Below are 18,107 nucleotides of genomic sequence, written 5' to 3' on the forward strand. Positions count from 1 at the left end.
ATCCATGGAAGTCCTCAGCGGCTTGGAGAAATGGTTCGGGCAGTGAGTTCGAGATAGTCCTCGAGTCCCTTGCGTGGAGCTTTCACGATTCGGGAGAATGAATCATGGCAGGCCGTTGGAATGAGTGTCGATGATCCGCCGCATCAGCGCGGCGACGTCGCGCGCATTCGGCGGATCGGAGTGGATGCAGACGGTGTCGAAGTCGACCGGGCGGATCGTGCCGTCTGTCGTGACGAGTTCGCCTCGAGTAAGCGCCCCCATCATGCGGTGCTCGGCAAGCGTCAGGTCGATGGCCGACTGGACGCGCGGGATGATCAGGCTGCCGCCGGGAGCGTAGGCAAGATCGGGAAAGAACTCGCCCACGAAGGCAACGCCGAGTTCGGCTGCCGCCGTCTCGTGACAGGTTCCCGCCATGCCGAAGAGAGGGACGCCGAACGGCTTGACCGCCGCGGCAATTGCCCGGGCAGTGTCGACGTCGTGCGCGGCCATGCCGTAAATGATGCCATGCGGCTTGACATGGCTGAGTTGCCCGCCCTCGGCGGCCAGCATCCCTGTCAGAGCACCGATTTGATAGAGGAAGGCAGCTGTCAGTTCCTCCGGCTGAAGTCTCATTTCGCGCCGGCCGAACCCCTCACGATCGGGAAGGGAGGGATGCGCGCCGACCCGCTTGCCATGCGAAAGGGCGAGCCGCACGGTCTTCAGCATCGTCCATGGATCGGAGGCGTGGAAGCCGCAGGCGATGTTGGCGCAATCGATATGAGGCATGATGCCGGCATCGTCACCGAAGCGCCAGTTGCCGTAGCTTTCGCCCATGTCGCAGTTCAGGGTGACCATGGTTTACTTGCCTCAGCCCAGAGTGTTCAACGCCCAGCCGGGGGCGATGTGCGGGAATTCCGGCGGTGGTTCGCGCTCATGCAGCAGTCGAAGCACGCGCGGCGGCGTCAGTGGCAGCTGCCGCACCGGCTTGCCGATGGCGCGTGCCACAGCGCAGCCGATCGCCGCGCCCACCGCCAGGATCGGGACCTCGCCCGCACCCTTGGTGCCTAGAGGCCCCATCGACGGCGCGCCCTCGTAAAGGTCGGCGGCGACCGGAACCACATCCTGCGCCAGCGGCAGGCGATAAGTCTCGAAATCGTCCTGCGCGATGCATCCGTCGGCGGTGAGCGTCACCTCCTCGTGCAACGCATAGCCGAGCCCCTGTACCACGCCGCCCTGTATCTGGCCCAGGATGGCGCGCGGGTTGAGCGCGCGGCCGACATCTTGAACTACGCGATAGGCCAGCACCTCGACATGGCCGGTGTCCGGATCAACCGCCACCTCGGCCTCGTGAACGACGAAGACGGGAATGTCGAGCGCATCGATGAAATGCCCCATCGCGCAGCCGGACATTGCCGGAGTGTTCCTGGCGGCAAAGGCCCCGCTTCCGGTGATCGGGCCAGTGGTTGCCTGTGCATGGGCGACGACAGCGGGGATCGACATGCCGGAACCGGGACGTCCCGTGATCTCGACACGACCGTCCCGCAGCACCAGGTCTTCCGGTCGGGTCTGGAGCATCTCGCCGGCGGTCCGAAGCAGCTTCTCCCGCACTTCCGCGCAGGCGGCGATGCTCGCGGCACCAATGGACACGGTGGTGCGCCCACCGCCAACGCCGACATCGAGACCGGCGGCATCCGTATCGGCTTCGCGCACGATCACCTGGTCGGGAGCAAGCCCGAGCTGCCCAGCCACGATCTGCGGCAGGGATTGCACCATCGTGCCGGATCCGATCTCCACACCCGAGGTGACCAGCGTTGCGCTGCCGTCGGCGTTCAAATTCACCGTCGCCGCCGAAGGCCCGACGAAAACGAACCATGTGCCGACCGTGGTCGCAATTCCATAGAGCCTGCCGTCGGCCTCGGCCTCTGATGTACCGGTGCTGGCGCGCAGTGTCTCCATGCGATCGAGCATCGGACCCAGCACGTCGGCCTCGAAAACCTGCCCCGTGGCACCGAGATCGCCATCTCCCAGGACATTTTTCTTCCGGAACTCCATTGGGTCGAAGCCTAGCGCATCGCAGATTTCGTCGGTGTGTCGCTCCAACGCGAAGGTGTTGTAGACGCCGTTGCAAGCTCGGAAAGCGCCGTTGGGTGGTGTGTTGGTGTATACGGCGCGGCTGACGAGCCGCGTTGCGCCAACCCTGTAATTGCCGCCCAGCGTGTGCGCCGTCATCGTTGTCAGGAAAACCTGTTCGCCGCCATACGCGCCGCAGTCCATCAGCACGACCGCCTCGCGTCCGGCGATGTATCCTTCGGCGGTGACAGCGGAGCGAATGCGGATTTCCGCATTCTCGCGGCAGAGGCAGGTTGCCATCTCTTCCTGCCGGGTGTTTTCCAGGACCACCGTGCGCCCGGTCATCCGCGCCAGAAGTGCCGTGATCGGCTCGATGGACGCATCGAATTTCAGGCCGAACCCGCCTCCGACAGGCGGCACGGTGACCCGCACACGCCCGGGCGCAAGCTGCATGACCCTTCCGGTGACGTTGCGAACTGTCCAAGGCACCTGCGTCGAGGTCTGGATGTGAGCACGGCCGTCCTCCCAGGAGCCGATGGCAACGCGCGGTTCGAAAGGCACATGGCTCTGCCGGCCGACGGTGAAGCTGCTCTCGACAATGCGTATGTCGGGACGGGCGAAGGCCGCATCGACGTCGCCGCGGCTGGATTTTGCCTCCCATGCGATGTTGCCGGCACGTGCGCCGCCCTCGGTGATCACCTCATAGCCGCGCCAGCCCTCGTGGACGAGACGGGCGGCGGGCTGGAGTGCCTCGGCCATGGTGGACACCGGTACCAGCGGCTCGACCTCAAGCATGATGGCGGCAAGCGCCGCCCGCGCCTGCTTCTCCGTTTCGGCGGCAACGACGGCGATCGGCTCGCCGTGATAGCGGATGGTGTCGATGGCCAGGAGCGGATGGTCGGCAATGCCGATGCCGTAGAGGCCTGGCGCGTCGGCGCCGGTCGCCACCGCGCGCACGCCAGGACAGCGAAGTGCCGCCGAAAGGTCGAGCTTGCGGATACGCCCCGCGGAAACGGTCGACCGCAGCAGCACGGCATGCAACATGTCGGGGCGAACCCGGTCGTTGGTGTATTTCGTCCGCCCGCGCAGCTTGTCCTGCGCATCGCGGCGGGGAAGATTCATCACGGTGGCGGACAGCTCAGACATGGAGGCCTCCCACCGACTGGCCAGCCTTCCGCGCTTGGTCAAGGCAGTCGGCCACGGTGTCGACGATCCGCTCATATCCGGTGCAGCGGCAGATGTTGCCGACCATCGCGGCCTTGATGTCGGGACGGCTCGCATGCGGATTGTCACGCACGAACGCCGAAAGGCTCATAACCATTCCTGGAAAACACATGCCGCATTGCACGGCATCGGCGGCCTCTAGATTGGCCTGGAGCGGATGCAGCGCCTGGTTTCCGGAGCTCAATCCCTCGATGGTCGTGACCGCGCACCCCTGGACCAGGCCAATCGGCTTCAGGCAGGACGGCACCGCTTCGTCGTCGACATGCACCGTGCAGGCGCCGCAGAAGCCTTCGCGGCACACGGCTTTGGTCCCCGTCAGGAATCGTTCCCGCCGCAAGATGTCGACGAGCGGCGTCATCGGATCGCCGTGAAAGCTGCAGTCCTCGCCATTCAGCTGGAATGTCACAACCATGCCAGGCCCTCGGTCTTGAGAAGTGCGGCAACACCGCGCTTGACCAGCGGCGGAAGAACCTGGCGCCGGTACCAACCCTCCGCTTCCCTGCCGTCGCGGCCCTGAAAATCATTGTGCTCTAGTGCAAGCCCGGCAGCGCGCTCCGGATCGAGCGCGGAGGCCTGGCTTGCCCTCATCGCCTGTTCGAGCGCCGTCCAGCGCCGCGCTACCGGCTCCACCGAGCCGACGGCGATGCGACATCGTTTGTCCTTGTCCACCGCAAGCGAGACGACGGCGACCGGATAGTCGCCAGCCTTCCGAAGCGGCAGGCGGATATGCGCGCTTGCGACAAGGTCGCGGCGCAGATGAATTCTCGTCACAATCGCCTCTGCCAGCAGCGCATGCCTGTCTTTGAGGAAATCCGAAATACCGATGAGTTTTGGGCCTTCGAACGTCTCCAGCTCCACCGTCGCCTCACAGACGAGAAGCGCAGGGGCGAGATCGGCGGCGGCAAAGTCGAGGGCACAAAGGTTACCGCCCACGGTGGCGACCCTTCGGATACCGGGATTGGCCGCGTTCTCCGCCGCGTCAACCAGACCTTCGAAGCCCGCTGCCCCATGCAATGCGCGGCCAAGGACTGCGTGGGTAACAGCTGCGCCGATCACGACATGGTCCGAGTCGATTTCGACCTTGGACAAGGCCGGTATTCGGTCGAGTGCGACCACCGCGTCGGGAAGGTCGACCCCGCGTTGGGGATCACGCATCATCCAGGTGCCGCCTGCAAGCACCACCGCGCCCTGCCGGCGTGCTGCCATTGCCTCTTCAAGTGTGCTGGCCGCGGTGAACGATCGTCCCACGCCTGGTGCCATCTGTCATACCCCTCGGAGCAGCCAACCTTCGCGGCGCTGCGACATTGTTGCTCCAGCTTTAGGTTCCTGTGAAATAGTAATTCTTTGAATATGGTATCGAAAAAACAGATAACTCTGGCATCCCGCGAGCGCCCGCAAGATTGCGGCGCGCTCGCTGGCGCTCAGACCCAGTGGGTGACGGTCCGTTTCTCAAAACTCTCCCGGAACTGGGCGGTGGTTTTGGGAAGTAGTTCGCCGGTCTCCCAGTCGAGGATCACGGCATAGTGCCGAACCGCATCGAGCGTATCGATCTCGCCGGAGCGGTATTTGCGCGCGACCTCCTCGGGATCCATGCGTGCCCAGCCCTTCCGTTTCGCCCGGATGTCGGTACGGCAGGCTTCGGTCGCCGTCTCGTCGATTTCGTACTGGCACAGGTCGCGGTCGATTTCGCGGATCACCACACCGTAGTCAGTCCTGGCACGCTCCAGGGAAACGTAGTCGTCGATCACGTCCTCCATCACCTTGCGGGGCTCGCGCTGCAGTGGATCGCCGAAACCACCGCCGCCGGCCGTCGGACGAGCGAACTGGTCGCCTGTGTGGACGGAGTAATCGGAGAATACGGAGCCGAGCCAGATCTCGGTCTCTTCTCCGGCGCGCTTCATGGTCAAGCCGTGGGGCATCGACGGCAGGCCTCCTTCGACACCCCAGACGACAGCACGCTCGCGGTCGCAAATATAGGACATGACGGCATTTTCAGCCTCAAGCAGCAATGAGGTCTTCTGCACGCCGACGCCGCCCCGCCACTTGCCGGGCCCGGCTGAATCCTGCTTGATCTGGAACTCGAGCGTCCGAGTGGGATTGACCCGCTCGTTGCCTTCGTTCGGCTGCGACATCAGCCCGGTTCCGAAGCAGGCGGTGGTGACATCGGCACCATCCTTGCCGTTGCGCCCGCCCCAGCCGCCAGGCAGCCATTCGTAGAACATGAAGATCGGCTTTTCGGGTTTGCGCGCATCCCGTCCCCCGGCCAGCAGATATTCGAGGTTGAAGGCGCAGGCGATAGCGCGTTCGGGCATGATCTTCGACCACATCTCGAAGATCGCGTTCATGATCTTTTCAAACGGCATCAGGAACCCGGTCACCGCCACCGGCCATTCCGCGCTGACGATGCTGTTCTTCGGCGCGGTCACCTCGATCATCCGGTAAAACCCGCTGTTGAGCGGGAGGTCCGGAAAGAAGGTTTTCATGCCGGCGACCACGGCCGAGAAGGTCGCGCCCGGTGCGGAATTATACATCGAGGCAATGGTCGAGTGGCTTCCCGTAAAATCGTAGTGGATCGTGTCGCCCTTGATCGTCATCTTGATGCGGATCGGGATCATGCCCTCGCCGGCACCGAGATCCCGGTCGATGTAGTCGACCGTCTCCCAGGTGCCGTCGGGCAGCTCCGCCAGACGCTTTCGCACGGCACGTTCGACGTAGTCCTGAACCTCCTCCATACCGCGCATGACCTGGCCGCGCCCGTACTTCTTGACCAGCCGCAGCAGTTCGCGCTCGGCCGCCTGCGTCGCTTGCGCCTGGGAATGGATGTCGCCAATGATCGATGCGGGATCGCGCGTGTTGGCCGCGATCATGTTGGCAACATCGGAGCAGAAGCGGCCGCGCTGGAAAAGGCGCAGCGGCGTTATCCGCAGCCCTTCGCGGAACATGTCGCGGGCGGTGACGTCGAAGGAGCCCGGCACCGAGCCGCCGAGATCCGACCAGTGTCCGTTCGACTGGGAGAAGCCGATCAGTTTGTCTTCATCGAAGATCGGCCGGACGAGCCGAACGTCGCTGAAATGCGTACCGCCGGCATAAGGATCGTTGATTGCGTAGACATCGCCGGGTGCCATATCGCCTTCGAAGACCCGGATCACTTCCTTACACGTGTTGTGCAGTGTGCCGACATGGACCGCGATGTCGTAGTTGCCCTGGGCGACGGAGTTGCCATCGGCGTCGTGCAGGGCGTTCGAAAAGTCTCGGTTGTAGATGACGAAGGAATAGCAGGTGCGAAGCATCTGTTCGGCCATCTGGTCGACGGTGGTGATGAAGGAGTTCTTCAGCACCTCGAACGTTACCGGATCGAGGCCAGGGCCCGTTTCAATCAGCTTTGTCATGTCTCAGCCTTTCGTCACGATGAGAATGTTCAGGAAGCCATCGACGGTCGCGCTCATTCCCGGCGGAACCACGGTGGTGGAATCGAACTGTTCGACGATGGCGGGTCCCGCAAAGGCAGCGCCGGCGCTGAGTTGGTCGCGTTCATAGACAGCCGCATCATGAGATACGCCGTCGAACCAGACGCCGCGGCGGCCGAGCGGCTCGGGCACATGAGGCAAGACTTCGTGTCGCGGTATCTCGGCTTTCGGGACGATGCCGATCGCCTTGACCGCGATGCGGAAGATCGACACCGGCGCCTCTTCGCGGCGGTAGTTGAACTCGCGTTCGTGTTCGTTGTGGAATGCCTCGATCAGCGGGCAGATGCTCTCGATCCGCGCCGGGGCTGACACCGCGAGCGAGCGCCATTGGCCCTGGTACATCATCTCGACCGTGCGCTGCAGCGCCATGTCTTCCTGCGCCACGCCCTCATGGCCCAGACGCTCAACCGCCTGTTTTTCCATCAGAACAAAGGCTGCCTGCATCTCGGCGGGCGAGACAGTCGAAGCATCGGCCATGAAGCTTTCGGAGAAATCGTGCTGCACGTCGACGAGAAGGCAACCGAGCGCGGAGGTAACGCCGGGATTGGGCGGTACGATCACGGTTGGAATCGAAAGCTCCTTGGCCACCGCCGCTCCGTGCAAAGCGCCAGCACCGCCGAATGCGACCAGCGCAAAGTCGCGCGGGTCGTAGCCTCGGCTGATGGAGAGAAGCCGGACGGCATTGCCCATATTGGCGTTGGCGACGGCGATGATCGCCTCGGCCGCCTGGTGGAGTTCCATGCCGAAGGGTTCCGCTACCGTCTCCTGAACCGCCTCGGCGGCCAGAGCGGGGTCGAGCGTGATCTTGCCGCCCGCAAGGCTGGTGCCGAGACGGCCGAGCACCACATTGGCATCGGTGTTGGTGGCAATGAGGTTGCCATTCTTGTAGCAGGCCGGACCTGGAAAGGCGCCAGCGGACTGCGGCCCGTTGCGCAAGCTGCCGCCCTCGTCCTGCCATGCCAACGACCCGCCGCCCGCACCGATGGTCAATACCTCGATGGAGGGGAAGCGGATCGGATATCCGAATTCGATGTACCAGTCCTTTGTGATGCGCGACTCCCCGTTCCAGGCCAGCGAGACGTCGGTGCTGGTGCCGCCCATGTCGAAGCCGATCGAGTTCGGGTAGCCACAGAGATTTCCGATGAAGCGGCTTGCGATGGCGCCGGCGGCGATGCCGGATCCCGCGAGCCGGGCTGAGAAATCCTTGACGCTCGCGGGCGTCATGACCCCGCCACCGCTGTGCAGCAACAGGAGATCTCGCTTGTATCCGGCGTCGGCAAGCTTTTCTCCGAGACGCGACACGTAGTCGACGACGACCGGGGCGCAGACGGCGTTCGCCATGGTGGTGGAAAAACGTTCGTGCTCGAAGATTTCCGGCATCACCTCCGAGGAGATCGAGACCGGCAGATCCGGCATTGCCTCCTTCAGGATCTCACGCATGCGGCGCTCGTTGGCGCCGTTCACATAGGAGTTCATGAAGCAGACGGCGATGGACTTGACCTGCCGTTTCTTGAGAATCTCCGCGACACGGCGCGCGGCCTCTTCGTCCAACGCTTCCAGGATCGTGCCCTCGGCACTGACCCGTTCCCGGACGGTCAGCCGGTCGCGGCGCGGGATATAGGGCTTGGCGACATCTTTGTAGGTGTCCCAGAGATCTTCCTTGTTGGCGCGACGGATCTCTACAACGTCACGAAAACCCTCGCTGCAGACCATTGCGGTGCGCGGCAGACGGCGGGTGATCAGCGCATTGGTGGCGACCGTCGTACCATGAGAGAACATCGTTACCTCCGAAAGATCGATGCGCCCCTGCTCCACGCCATTCATGATGGCCTGCATGGGATCGTCAGGCGTGGAGGCGGTTTTTTCGATGCGGATCGCTCCGCTGTCTTCGTCCATGATGCAGATGTCGGTGAAAGTCCCTCCGACATCGACGGCAACTCTGATTCGGCTCATGACAGTTCCTTCGCAAGGTCTTGCGGGCAAAGCCCCGCCTTCGTCGCCCCTTGCCGGGGAGACGTTGCATGAATGGTGGAATTGGCCCGGATTTCGTCGGGACTAGTGGCGCTCTCGCGAGGCCGAAGAGCCGCCCGCCCGGTTCGCTGCTTCGCGACGGGTATCCGTCGGTGCGCAGCCGAACCGCGTCCGGTAGTGCTTGCAGAACTGGGACTGGTCGGCGAAGCCCCAGCGGTAAGCGATCTCGGCTACGCTGCTGATGTTGGTCACCGACATCAGCTCCTCGGCGCAAAGTTCAAGCCGGGCGTCGCGGATGAAGCCGTTGATCGACTGGTTGCTGTCCTGAAAAAGGACCTGCAGGTAACGCAGGGAGATGCCGCAGGCATCAGCCACCGCCTGCGGGCCGAGGTCGGAATTCTTCAGATTGTCGCGAATATACTGCTCGGCACGATGCAAATGGCCGGCCCGGATCGACGAGATGCTGCTGTCCAGCACGCGATCGTCGCTCACGATCGACAGGCACAGCATTTCCAGGATGTGCCTGCCCATCATCTCACGAGCGACTTCAGTGATCTCATCGAGATGACCGATCGTGGTTCGCACCGTGTCGAGGAAGAGCGCGGCGATGCCTTGGGTCGCGTCGAAACTGAGCGCACTGAGCCGTTCGGCGGATCCGATCCGTGCCCGAACGCTCGATGATGGTACCTTGAGGACCCACAGCGCGTTTGGCTTGCCGTGCCAGAATTCGTAAGGCGCATCTCCCCGCTCGACGAGAAAGCCCCCCGGCCTGCAATTGACGGTTCTCGACCCTTGCGAGAAATTCACCTCCGACATCTCCGGGATCGTGATGAGCAGGCTGGCGTCACGCTCGTTGAGGAAGTGGCGGCGGTGGCGACGATAGCTTACGGCATCGCAGCGCATTTTAGACACGCTGACGAGCCCAAGCGAGAAGGTTTCCAGCGTGCCTGAAAATTCGCGACGGTTCCGATACTCGGTGTCGAGCGGAAAATAGGCTTCGGTAACAGCGGCTTGCCAGGCATCACCGCCTGCGGGACCGCCGATCGTATCGACGACGTATTTCATTCCCCGACCTTTCTGGTTGACCCGGTTGTCCCGGTGTTGTTCCGAAGATTACAGGAATTCACCGGCGCGTATTGGTCAAAAACGAATAAACTTATGTGGTCGGTTGGCCCAGGACCGGAGCTCGCGACGGTTGCAGTTGTCGTCACGATCAGTGTGCAGCTGATCAAACCAGCCTTGGCGCGCAAACCGCCAGCCGACTTGGAACCATGCATTCTTTTCGCACACTCATTCAGGAAAAGTTGTCGGCTTCCAGATGTGGGCGGAAATGATGTCCTGCAGTTCCGTGCGTACGGAAGAGTGGCAGCAGCGTGTAGCGGCGGAAAGCGACAATGTCCGCCTCGTCCTCAATCGAGAGCACCCTCGATCTCGGTTCCTTCGGACCAGTCGATAGATCGGCGACCGAAGCTCGCCTCTTCCACTTCGCAACCGTCTTCCGGTTGATCCCGTAGCGCTTGGCCAGCCCCTCAGGTTCTCTTGACTATGCTGTATCGCTCGACGGACCGCCTCTGTCGTTTTGGCGCTCCCATGCAGAACTTGGCCCATAGCGCATCCTTTCATTCGGGAGACAAGGATGCTCCATAAAGCCCGGGATCAAACATCTAGGATCATCAGATCCAGCACCAAAGAAACAGAGGGGCTGTCGGCAGGGAACATGCAGACCATGAGCGACTGGTTGTCGGCTTGTCTCCGACTGCTCTGCGTCAGAATCACCTCAAAAGCGAAGTCGCTTGGCTAATCCGTCATTTCTGGCGAAAGGCGGAGTGGAACGACACAACCAGCGGGCCCAGAATGTAGTCGAGCGCGGTGCGTTCCTCGGTGACGATCATGACTGACGCTGGCATGCCCGGATAAAGCGCAATCTGTGGGGCTGCTGCCAATTCCACCGGATCGACCGCTACGTCGGCAAGATAGTAGGGAAACCCGGTCTTGCTGTCGGTAATGCGATCCGCCGAAATGCGGGAGACGCGGCCATGAATTATGGGTATTGAGCGCTGCTTGTAGGATGTGAAACGAACTTCGGCAGCCATATCGGGTCGCAGGTTCGATATGTCCTCGACGCGAATCTGGGCCTGGACGATCAGCGAATTTTCGGTCGGCACGATATCGAGGATGGTCTGGCCCGGCGAAACGATCGCGCCTATCGAGAAGACGCTGAGATCCATCACCTGGCCGTCATACGGCGCGCGCACCTCGGCTCGGTCCATGGCAGCCTGGGCGGCAAACATCTTGGGCACGAGGTCGGAAAGGCTCGATTGCGTATCGATCAGCATGGCCGACAGCTTGGCTCGGCGCTCATTTGTCAATTGTGCGATCTGGCTTTCGAGTTCGGCTTTGCTCTGTTGGCTGCCGCCGATCGCGCCGAGGTTCTCATCGATCAGGCCCTGCAGATCCGAGGCGGATCTTTCCAGCTCCAGGATGCGTGGGCGGGTCGTCAATCCGGCCTTGAGCAGCTTCGACAGGCTGGCCTTCTCGTTGATCGTCGATTGCAACTGGGCATGGTAAGATTCGACCCGAGACTGCTTGCCCTGGATCTGCTCCTCGAGTTCGGCAATGCGCCGCTCGAGGATCTGCCTGGCGCCGGCCATCGAGGCGCGTTGGCTTTCCAGATCGGCGATCTGGTTTGCCATTGCATCCCTAAGGTAGTCTTCGTGCTCTTTGAGAATGTCCTTGGGAAAGGCAACAACCTCGCTGCCGTCCAGTTCGGCTCGGATCCTGGCATCGGTTGCGCGCAACAGCGCATATTGCTGGGCATAAAGATTGAACTCGGACCGAATCCTGGTGTCGTCCAGCTTCAGCATTATGTCGCCCTTCCTGACGACGTCGCCATCCTTGACGCGGATCTCCTTCACCGTACCGCCGTCGAAGTGCTGTACGCTTTTGCGATTGCCATCCACCTTGACGATGGCGTCGGCAAGCACGGCGCCGTTCAGCGGGGCAAAGGCCGCCCAGCCGCCAAAGATGCCAAAGAAAGCAACGATGATCAGCAGACCTATATAGGCCGGCACCCGGATCGAATCCGGGGCCAGAATACCGGCGTCGCCAGGCAGGCTCCGGTAGGTAAGCGCGCCGTCGCTCATCGCTCTCTCCAAACACGGCTCATTGCGTTGCCACCGCCATTGGCGCCGCGCGCTGGTTGAGGAGCGCCACGATCTCGTTTCTCATGCCAAAGGCCTCGACGGCGCCATCGCGCAACAGGAGGATCTTGTCGACATTCGCCAGGGTCGAGGGCCGGTGAGAGACGATGATCACCGTACTGCCGCGGCGCTTGAGTTCGATCGCGCAGTCGCTCAGCGCGCGGTCGCCATCGGCATCGAGATTGGAGCTGGGCTCGTCGAGAATGATCAGGTTCGGAGTTCCGAACACTGCGCGGGCAAGAGCAATCCGTTGGCGATATCCTCCTGACAGCACTGCGCCGCCTTCGCCGATCTGCGTCTCATAGCCTTGCGGCAGGCGGATGATCATCTCATGCACGCCGGCGAGCCGCGCGGCCTCGATGACCTCCTGGTCGACATTGGTCTTGAAGCGGCCGATGTTGGCGGCGACGGTATCGGAGAAGAGTTCGATATCCTGCGGCAGATAGCCGATGTGGTCGCCGAGCGCGTCGTGTCCCCATTGCGACAGGTCGGCGCCGTCCAGCCTGACGGTACCACGGCTGGGTTGCATGACGCCCGCGAGATGACGCGCCAGCGTCGACTTGCCGGCGCCGGAAGGGCCGACGATTCCCAGCGTCTCGCCTGCTTCCAGCCGGAACGATACGTCCCGCAGAAGCACTTTCTGCTGGCTTGCAATTGCAAAGCTGACCTGCTCAACCGAAATCTTGCCGGTGGGCTTGGGCAGGTTGAACGATCTTTCGCTCTGCGCGCCCCCGTCGACCAGCTTCTCGACCCTTGCCAACGCCGCCCGCCCCAGGATCAGGCTGCGCCAAAGGCCGACGATCTGCTCGACCGGCTGTAGCCCCCGGCCCAGCAAGAGGCTCGCGGCGAACATGGTGCCGCCGGTGATCTGCCGTTCGATCACCAGATAGGCGCCGAGGCCGAGGATCAGCGACTGCATGGTGAGCCGCAGGAAACGGATCAGACCCGACATCAGTGCGGCGCGATCGCTTGCCTCCGCCTGGCGCCGCAGCGCCAAATTGCGGTCGCGTCCCCAGCGGCGGATGAGGCCGTCGATCATCCCCATGGCGCGAACGACTTCGGCGTTTCTGAGGCTCATCTCGGTGAAATTATAGTTGGTCGTCGCCAGGTCGTTGGCCTGCTTCAGCGGCGAACGCACGATATATTCGTTTAGCACCGCCATGGCGACCAGAAGCAGCGAGCAGCCCAGCGCGAAGAAGCCGAGCCAGGGATGCAGCAGGAAGATGATGCCGATGTAGATGGGCGACCATGGCAGGTCGAACAAAGCGTGGATGCCGCTGCCGGTGATGACCTGCCTGAACGTGTCGAAGTCTCGGATGGGCTGGCTCGGCGACGAGCCGGGCGATGGGGTCTCGACCGACGCGGCCAGGACTTTTGCCGACAGCAGCCGGTCGAGCCGCGCACTGGCACGCGTCAGGATGGAGGCGCGCACCAGGTCGAGGCCGGCCAGCGAAAGAAAGGCCGCCAGCAACACCAGGGTCAGCATCACCAGCGTGGTTTCGCTGCCGCTGGTAACGACCCTGTCGTAGATCTGCAGCATGTAGAGTGGGGACGCGAGATAGAGCAGATTGATGGCCAGGCTGAACGCCGCCGCTACCAGGAAATAGCGGCGGCAGGCCCGAAGCGCATCCTTCACAATTCGAGATTTGCTATCCACGTCCAGAACCCCACTCGATACGCATCAGGCCAGGTGGGCCGCCGCTGGCGGCGGCCTTTTGGTTCACACCACGAAGTCGCTTGAAATTGCTCCATTGCCAACGCCCGTCAGCGTGAATTCCGCCGGATTGTACGAAACGGCGGTATGGCCTTGGCCGTCATCGGCAAGCTTGAAGCCGTTCGCATCGTAGCTGCCGACCAGATGCAGCGCGGTACCGTGGGTGCCGTCCGAAACGGTCAGCGTTCCGCCGCTGCCATCCTGGTTTGCCTGGTAGACGGCCGTCGTTCCCGCGCCGAACAGGATGTCCTCGAGCTCAAGCCTGTCGTCATTGGTGATGCCGCCGATCCGCCCGCTGAAATCGAAGGAATCGTCGAGCTGCAGCGTGCCGGCCGCATCGTGCGCGAAGGTGACATCCGTCGACGAGGCGCTGCCGAACTCAAGCTTCGACAGGTTGCCGATCGTGGCATCGCCGTCGCCGGTGACCTGGCCATGGATGACTATGTCGCCGCCATTGGCCAACAGCATGCCGGAATTCGCCAGCCCGCCGGTGATCGTCAGTCCACCTGAACCGGTCGCCTCCAATGTTCCGGAGTTGGTGACGACGCTGCCCCCCGTATCGATGACCAGCGCATTCGCGCCGGAGGCGATAATGGTGCCCTGGTTGTCGAGGCTCAGCATCCCGCCGCCCAACTGGCCGGCGCCCGATATCGTGTTGTCGACATTGACCAGAGTGACGTCCGGCCCCGTGCCGGAGATCACGTTGGCGGCGCTGTCGGACAACAGTATCTGCCCGCCGCCCTGCAGGGTCACGCCATGCTGGATGATTTGCAGCAGCGTTTCACCGCCGGTCGAGTCCAGCGAGATGAGGCCGCTATTGTTGATCATGCCGCTCAGCGGCAGCAAGGCGCCGTCGCCGATCGTCATGGTGCCGGCATTGTTGACCACCGGCGTCTGGTCGAAGACGAAATTGCCTGCCGTCAGCGCGCCCGAGTGCACGCCATCCAGCGTGATCGACTGCCCATCGCCCAGCGTGATCACCGCGTTGCCGTGGGCATCGTCGGCGATATGGGTCTGCAGGTCGGCAAAGTCCGCCAGTCCGTTGTAGCCGATAAGGTCGATCTGGTCGGCCGCGGCGTCGAAATTGTGCACCGTGTCGGCACCGATCGGCTGCGAGAAGACGAAGAGGTCGTTGCCGCTGGACCCGGTCAGGTAGTCGTTTCCAGACAAAGCAAAGATGGGCGAACCCTTGGCATAGATTTCCACGTTGTCCGCGATGGTCATGGTCCCGGTGGTCCCGTCCTCGTTACTCCAGGTCCCGGTCACGTTGAGCACGTGTGCACCGGTATAGGTGACCGGCGTCGTGACGGTCAGGGCGGAAACATTCGTGGTTGTTGCGGTCCAAGAGCCGTCCGCGTTGCGGGTGCCCCCATCGATCGTCCATCCGTCGGGGACGTCACTAATCGTGAGCGTAATCGCGCCATCGTGGCCGGCTGGATCGGTAAGTCCCAAGTTCACAGCCTCTCCGGCAATGCCGGCGGGCGCTGTGACACCGATGGATTGGACAATGGTACTGCTGCCTGTCGTAGCGACCACAAAGAAGGTGTGGGCTCCGGTGTTGTTGCCCAGGTTGGTCTTAGCCCCGCTCCAGGTGCCATCGCCATTCAGCGTCACGGCAACTGCGTGGGTCGGATTGTCGACGTCCCAGTACGCGCGTATCGTCACACCGGTATTATAGTGCCCGGAAAGAGTGAAATTGCCGCTTTGCCCGTTTTCCTTCGTCGCTGCGTCAAAGGTAAAGCCCTCGAATACCGTGTCGTTGCCTCCGGAGCCTGTGTTCAGAGCTGCATCCGTATAGCTTCCCGAGCTCACTGAAACGGTCGCGTTTCCGACAAAAGTCGAAGATGCGGTGAACGTTGCGACATAGGTTTTGCCGGTTGGATCTGTGGCGTCTATGGTCGGCCCGCTGGTGATCGAGCCGCTGCCTGACGTCACAATGATGTCGGCCGCCGTGAAACCGGTAGGGACTTCGCTGAAGACAAACTTTACCTGTGATGTCCCGCCTGCCGGCAGGTCTGGGGCGATGATGTCGACCGAAACGGTCGGCGCCTTGGTATCGTAGGCCTGGGTGGCATTGACAGTGCCGGTCCCCGAATTGCCCGCCGTATCGGTGATGCCAACCTGGTTCACTGTTACACTGATCGTGCCGGCATCGACGTTGGCCGTCGGGGTCACGGTCAGGTTATATACGTTGCTGGTGCCGACTTGCGTCAGCGCACCGACCGTGCCGCCCGTTACCGTCACGTCCGCAATGGTCAGCGTGCTGCCAACGCTCTCGCTGGTGGTGAAGGTGTAGAGGACACTGCCACCGGCAATGTTGGCCGTCGCCGCCGGCTCGTCGTCGGTGATGATAACCGTCGGCGCCTTGGTGTCGTAAGCTTGCGTCGCCTGGATCGCCACCGTGTTGCCGTTGCTGGCTGCATCGTTGGCCGCGCCTGCCGCCACATCTACGGTGATGATACCGGCCTGCGTATTCGCGGTTGGGATCACATCCAAGGTGTAAACCGTGCTGCTCACCGCGGTGAACGTACCCTTGGTACCGCCTCCCACAACGATATCTGATGTAACAAATCCGGTGACAGGCTCGCTGAAGGTGAAGGTGTAGAGGACATTGCCACCGGCAATGTTGGCCGTCGCCGCCGGCTCGTCGTCGGTAATCGTCACGGTCGGCGCAGTTGCGTCGATGATCTGCGCCGTCGCCGTGCCGGTGCCGACCACCAGGTGTTCAAAGTTGCCGCCCAAGGTGCCGGTGATGGTCGCGGACAGGCTTGATGCGTTGGGGGTTGCGATCACCAGTGTGCCAACGGTCTGGCCGTTAGCGATGGTGATGTCGCCATGGTCGGTGTGGACCGTGGTGACGCCTTGCGAGGCGTTGCTCAACGTCGCCGTGAAGGTGACGTTGGTATCGTGATCCGTAACGTTCGACGTGCTGAGATTCACCGTCGCGTCGGTGGTGGTGTCGGTGACGTTGGCCGTCGCCGTGCCGGTGCCGATCACCAGGTGCTCGAAGTTGCCGCCCGCGGTGGCGGTGATGTTGGCGGTCAGGCTCGATGCGTCGTTGTAGACGTCCTCGCCATTGCCCGAGGCGATCGTCAGCGTGCCGGTGGTCTGGCCATCGGCGATGGTGATGTCGCCCTTGTCGGTGGTGATCGTGGTGACGCCATGCGAGGCGTCCGACAGCGTCGCCGTGAACACGTAGTTGGCGACCGCGCCCTCGGCGACCGTCGAGGCGCTCAGGTTGACCGTCGCGTTATCAGTAATTCCATTGATCGTGACCGTTACTACCTGCGCTGTCCCGTCCGCAGTCCGAACCGTGAATGTGTCGATCAAATGATCGCCCGCGTTGAGTTCCTGGACCGCACTATTCGTGTTGTCGAGCGTATAGGTCCAGGTGCCCGCCGCGTTCATCGCAAAGGTGCCGTAGCCGTGGTCAGTTGCCCCGCCGGCACCAACCGCCTGGAACGTGTTCGCCAGATTGTCGACGTCGGTATCCGTCAGCGTGCCGCTGACACTCGGGGTGCCATTGATAGCGCCGCCGGCCTCGACGACCGTGCCGGCAATGGTGCCGGAGATTACAGCCGCGTCATTGGTGCCGTTGATCGTGACCGTTACTACTTGGGCCGTGCCGTCCTGTGTGTGGACGGTAAACGTCTCGGTGAGATGCTGGCCGACGTTGAGACCCTGCACTGCCGCATTGTTGTTGTTGAGGGTGAAGGTCCAGACACCACCCGCGGTCATCTGGTAGGTCCCATACCCATGATCGCCCGCGGTTCCGGGCGCGACCGCCTGGAACGTATTGGGCGTGTTGTCGACGTCGGTATCTGTCAGCGTGCCGCTCACCGTCGGCGTCCCGGTGATGGCATTGGCGACACCGCCAGCCTCGACGACCGCGCCCGTAGAGACGCCGGAAATCACCGCGGCGTCGTTGGTGCCGGCGAAATGTACCGTCGCGGTTGCCCAGCTGAGCGTTCCATTGCCGAGCCGGACCGAGTAGATGAAGCTGTCAGTCAGGTACTGTCCCGCATTCAAGCCCTGTAACTGTGCCTTGAACGCCGCTGACAAGGTAGTCGCGTCGTATCCCACGAGTCCGTCGGACGTAATCCAGATCTTCGCGCCGTTATAACTTGTCTCGGAGGTGGGGGATTCAGTGCGTGCTAAGTCTTGGGTCAACAAATCAGCGGCGGTGTATCCATTCATTGCGCCTGTGTTGTTGATGCCATTGTCGACTGACCAGAGGGTCTTGGCATTCCCGCCGAGATCGTTGGCCATCACGTTCAGGAAGACGGATTGGAAACTATCATAGGTAAACAGGTCATCCTTCGCCTGCGGCGTGTTGGAGAAAGACGTCGTGGTGCCGCCGGCACCGGTGACCTGAGTAGCCATTTTTCAACCCCCCTTTTAAGAACAGACGCCTCATCTGTTTTTCTGTTTTATCGACAGTACTGAACGACCGGCTGCTTCCAGCCGAAGAAAAACCGCGCG

Annotated in this window: 10 protein-coding genes and 1 pseudogene; all 11 read right to left on the reverse strand. The window is 62.4% G+C overall.

What is annotated here, in order from left to right:
• Positions 1-102: 102 nt before the first annotated feature.
• Positions 103-834 (reverse strand): LamB/YcsF family protein, encoded by a 732-nt coding sequence (locus EN994_RS00325; protein ID WP_063167467.1) that lies wholly within the window; start codon positions 832-834, stop codon positions 103-105.
• Between the two features lie 12 nt (positions 835-846).
• Positions 847-3,195, reverse strand: coding sequence for a xanthine dehydrogenase family protein molybdopterin-binding subunit (locus EN994_RS00330; protein WP_063167466.1), 2,349 nt, complete (start codon positions 3,193-3,195; stop codon positions 847-849).
• On the reverse strand, positions 3,188-3,685 hold the full coding sequence (locus EN994_RS00335; RefSeq protein ID WP_063167465.1) for a (2Fe-2S)-binding protein: 498 nt from the start codon (positions 3,683-3,685) through the stop codon (positions 3,188-3,190). Before EN994_RS00335 ends, EN994_RS00330 begins: the two co-directional genes overlap by 8 nt.
• Positions 3,676-4,533 carry an FAD binding domain-containing protein gene (locus EN994_RS00340; protein ID WP_063167464.1) on the reverse strand — a complete coding sequence of 286 codons (858 nt, stop codon included), beginning with the start codon at positions 4,531-4,533 and terminating at the stop codon, positions 3,676-3,678. The genes EN994_RS00335 and EN994_RS00340 overlap by 10 nt, the downstream gene beginning before the upstream one ends.
• A gap of 161 nt (positions 4,534-4,694) precedes the next feature.
• Positions 4,695-6,662 (reverse strand): hydantoinase B/oxoprolinase family protein, encoded by a 1,968-nt coding sequence (locus EN994_RS00345; protein ID WP_063167463.1) that lies wholly within the window; start codon positions 6,660-6,662, stop codon positions 4,695-4,697.
• A 3-nt stretch (positions 6,663-6,665) separates the two neighbouring features.
• Positions 6,666-8,693 carry a hydantoinase/oxoprolinase family protein gene (locus EN994_RS00350; protein ID WP_063167462.1) on the reverse strand — a complete coding sequence of 676 codons (2,028 nt, stop codon included), beginning with the start codon at positions 8,691-8,693 and terminating at the stop codon, positions 6,666-6,668.
• A gap of 102 nt (positions 8,694-8,795) precedes the next feature.
• Positions 8,796-9,776 (reverse strand): helix-turn-helix domain-containing protein, encoded by a 981-nt coding sequence (locus EN994_RS00355; protein ID WP_013533169.1) that lies wholly within the window; start codon positions 9,774-9,776, stop codon positions 8,796-8,798.
• Positions 9,777-10,074: 298 nt separating this feature from the next.
• Positions 10,075-10,319: pseudogene (locus EN994_RS00360) on the reverse strand (helix-turn-helix domain-containing protein); the annotation flags it as partial.
• A gap of 197 nt (positions 10,320-10,516) precedes the next feature.
• Positions 10,517-11,854, reverse strand: a complete 1,338-nt coding sequence (locus tag EN994_RS00365; RefSeq protein ID WP_063167461.1) for an HlyD family type I secretion periplasmic adaptor subunit — start codon at positions 11,852-11,854, stop codon at positions 10,517-10,519.
• A gap of 19 nt (positions 11,855-11,873) precedes the next feature.
• A complete protein-coding gene (locus EN994_RS00370) occupies positions 11,874-13,568 on the reverse strand; it encodes a type I secretion system permease/ATPase (RefSeq protein WP_013533172.1) in 1,695 nt (564 codons plus the stop codon).
• A gap of 63 nt (positions 13,569-13,631) precedes the next feature.
• Positions 13,632-18,008, reverse strand: a complete 4,377-nt coding sequence (locus EN994_RS00375) for a VCBS domain-containing protein (protein WP_127224103.1) — start codon at positions 18,006-18,008, stop codon at positions 13,632-13,634.
• Between the last annotated feature and the right edge of the window lie 99 nt (positions 18,009-18,107).

It is taken from the genome of Mesorhizobium sp. M7A.F.Ca.CA.002.09.1.1 (assembly GCF_003998555.1).
In the GTDB taxonomy this organism is placed as follows: domain Bacteria; phylum Pseudomonadota; class Alphaproteobacteria; order Rhizobiales; family Rhizobiaceae; genus Mesorhizobium; species Mesorhizobium ciceri.

Bases quoted from the DNA above. Each gene is read 5' to 3' on its own strand.
- EN994_RS00325 (WP_063167467.1), bottom strand. From the start codon at position 834: ATGGTCACCCTGAACTGCGACATGGGCGAAAGCTACGGCAACTGGCGC.
- EN994_RS00330 (WP_063167466.1), bottom strand. From the start codon at position 3,195: ATGTCTGAGCTGTCCGCCACCGTGATGAATCTTCCCCGCCGCGATGCG.
- EN994_RS00335 (WP_063167465.1), bottom strand. From the start codon at position 3,685: ATGGTTGTGACATTCCAGCTGAATGGCGAGGACTGCAGCTTTCACGGC.
- EN994_RS00340 (WP_063167464.1), bottom strand. From the start codon at position 4,533: ATGGCACCAGGCGTGGGACGATCGTTCACCGCGGCCAGCACACTTGAA.
- EN994_RS00345 (WP_063167463.1), bottom strand. From the start codon at position 6,662: ATGACAAAGCTGATTGAAACGGGCCCTGGCCTCGATCCGGTAACGTTC.
- EN994_RS00350 (WP_063167462.1), bottom strand. From the start codon at position 8,693: ATGAGCCGAATCAGAGTTGCCGTCGATGTCGGAGGGACTTTCACCGAC.
- EN994_RS00355 (WP_013533169.1), bottom strand. From the start codon at position 9,776: ATGAAATACGTCGTCGATACGATCGGCGGTCCCGCAGGCGGTGATGCC.
- EN994_RS00365 (WP_063167461.1), bottom strand. From the start codon at position 11,854: ATGAGCGACGGCGCGCTTACCTACCGGAGCCTGCCTGGCGACGCCGGT.
- EN994_RS00375 (WP_127224103.1), bottom strand. From the start codon at position 18,008: ATGGCTACTCAGGTCACCGGTGCCGGCGGCACCACGACGTCTTTCTCC.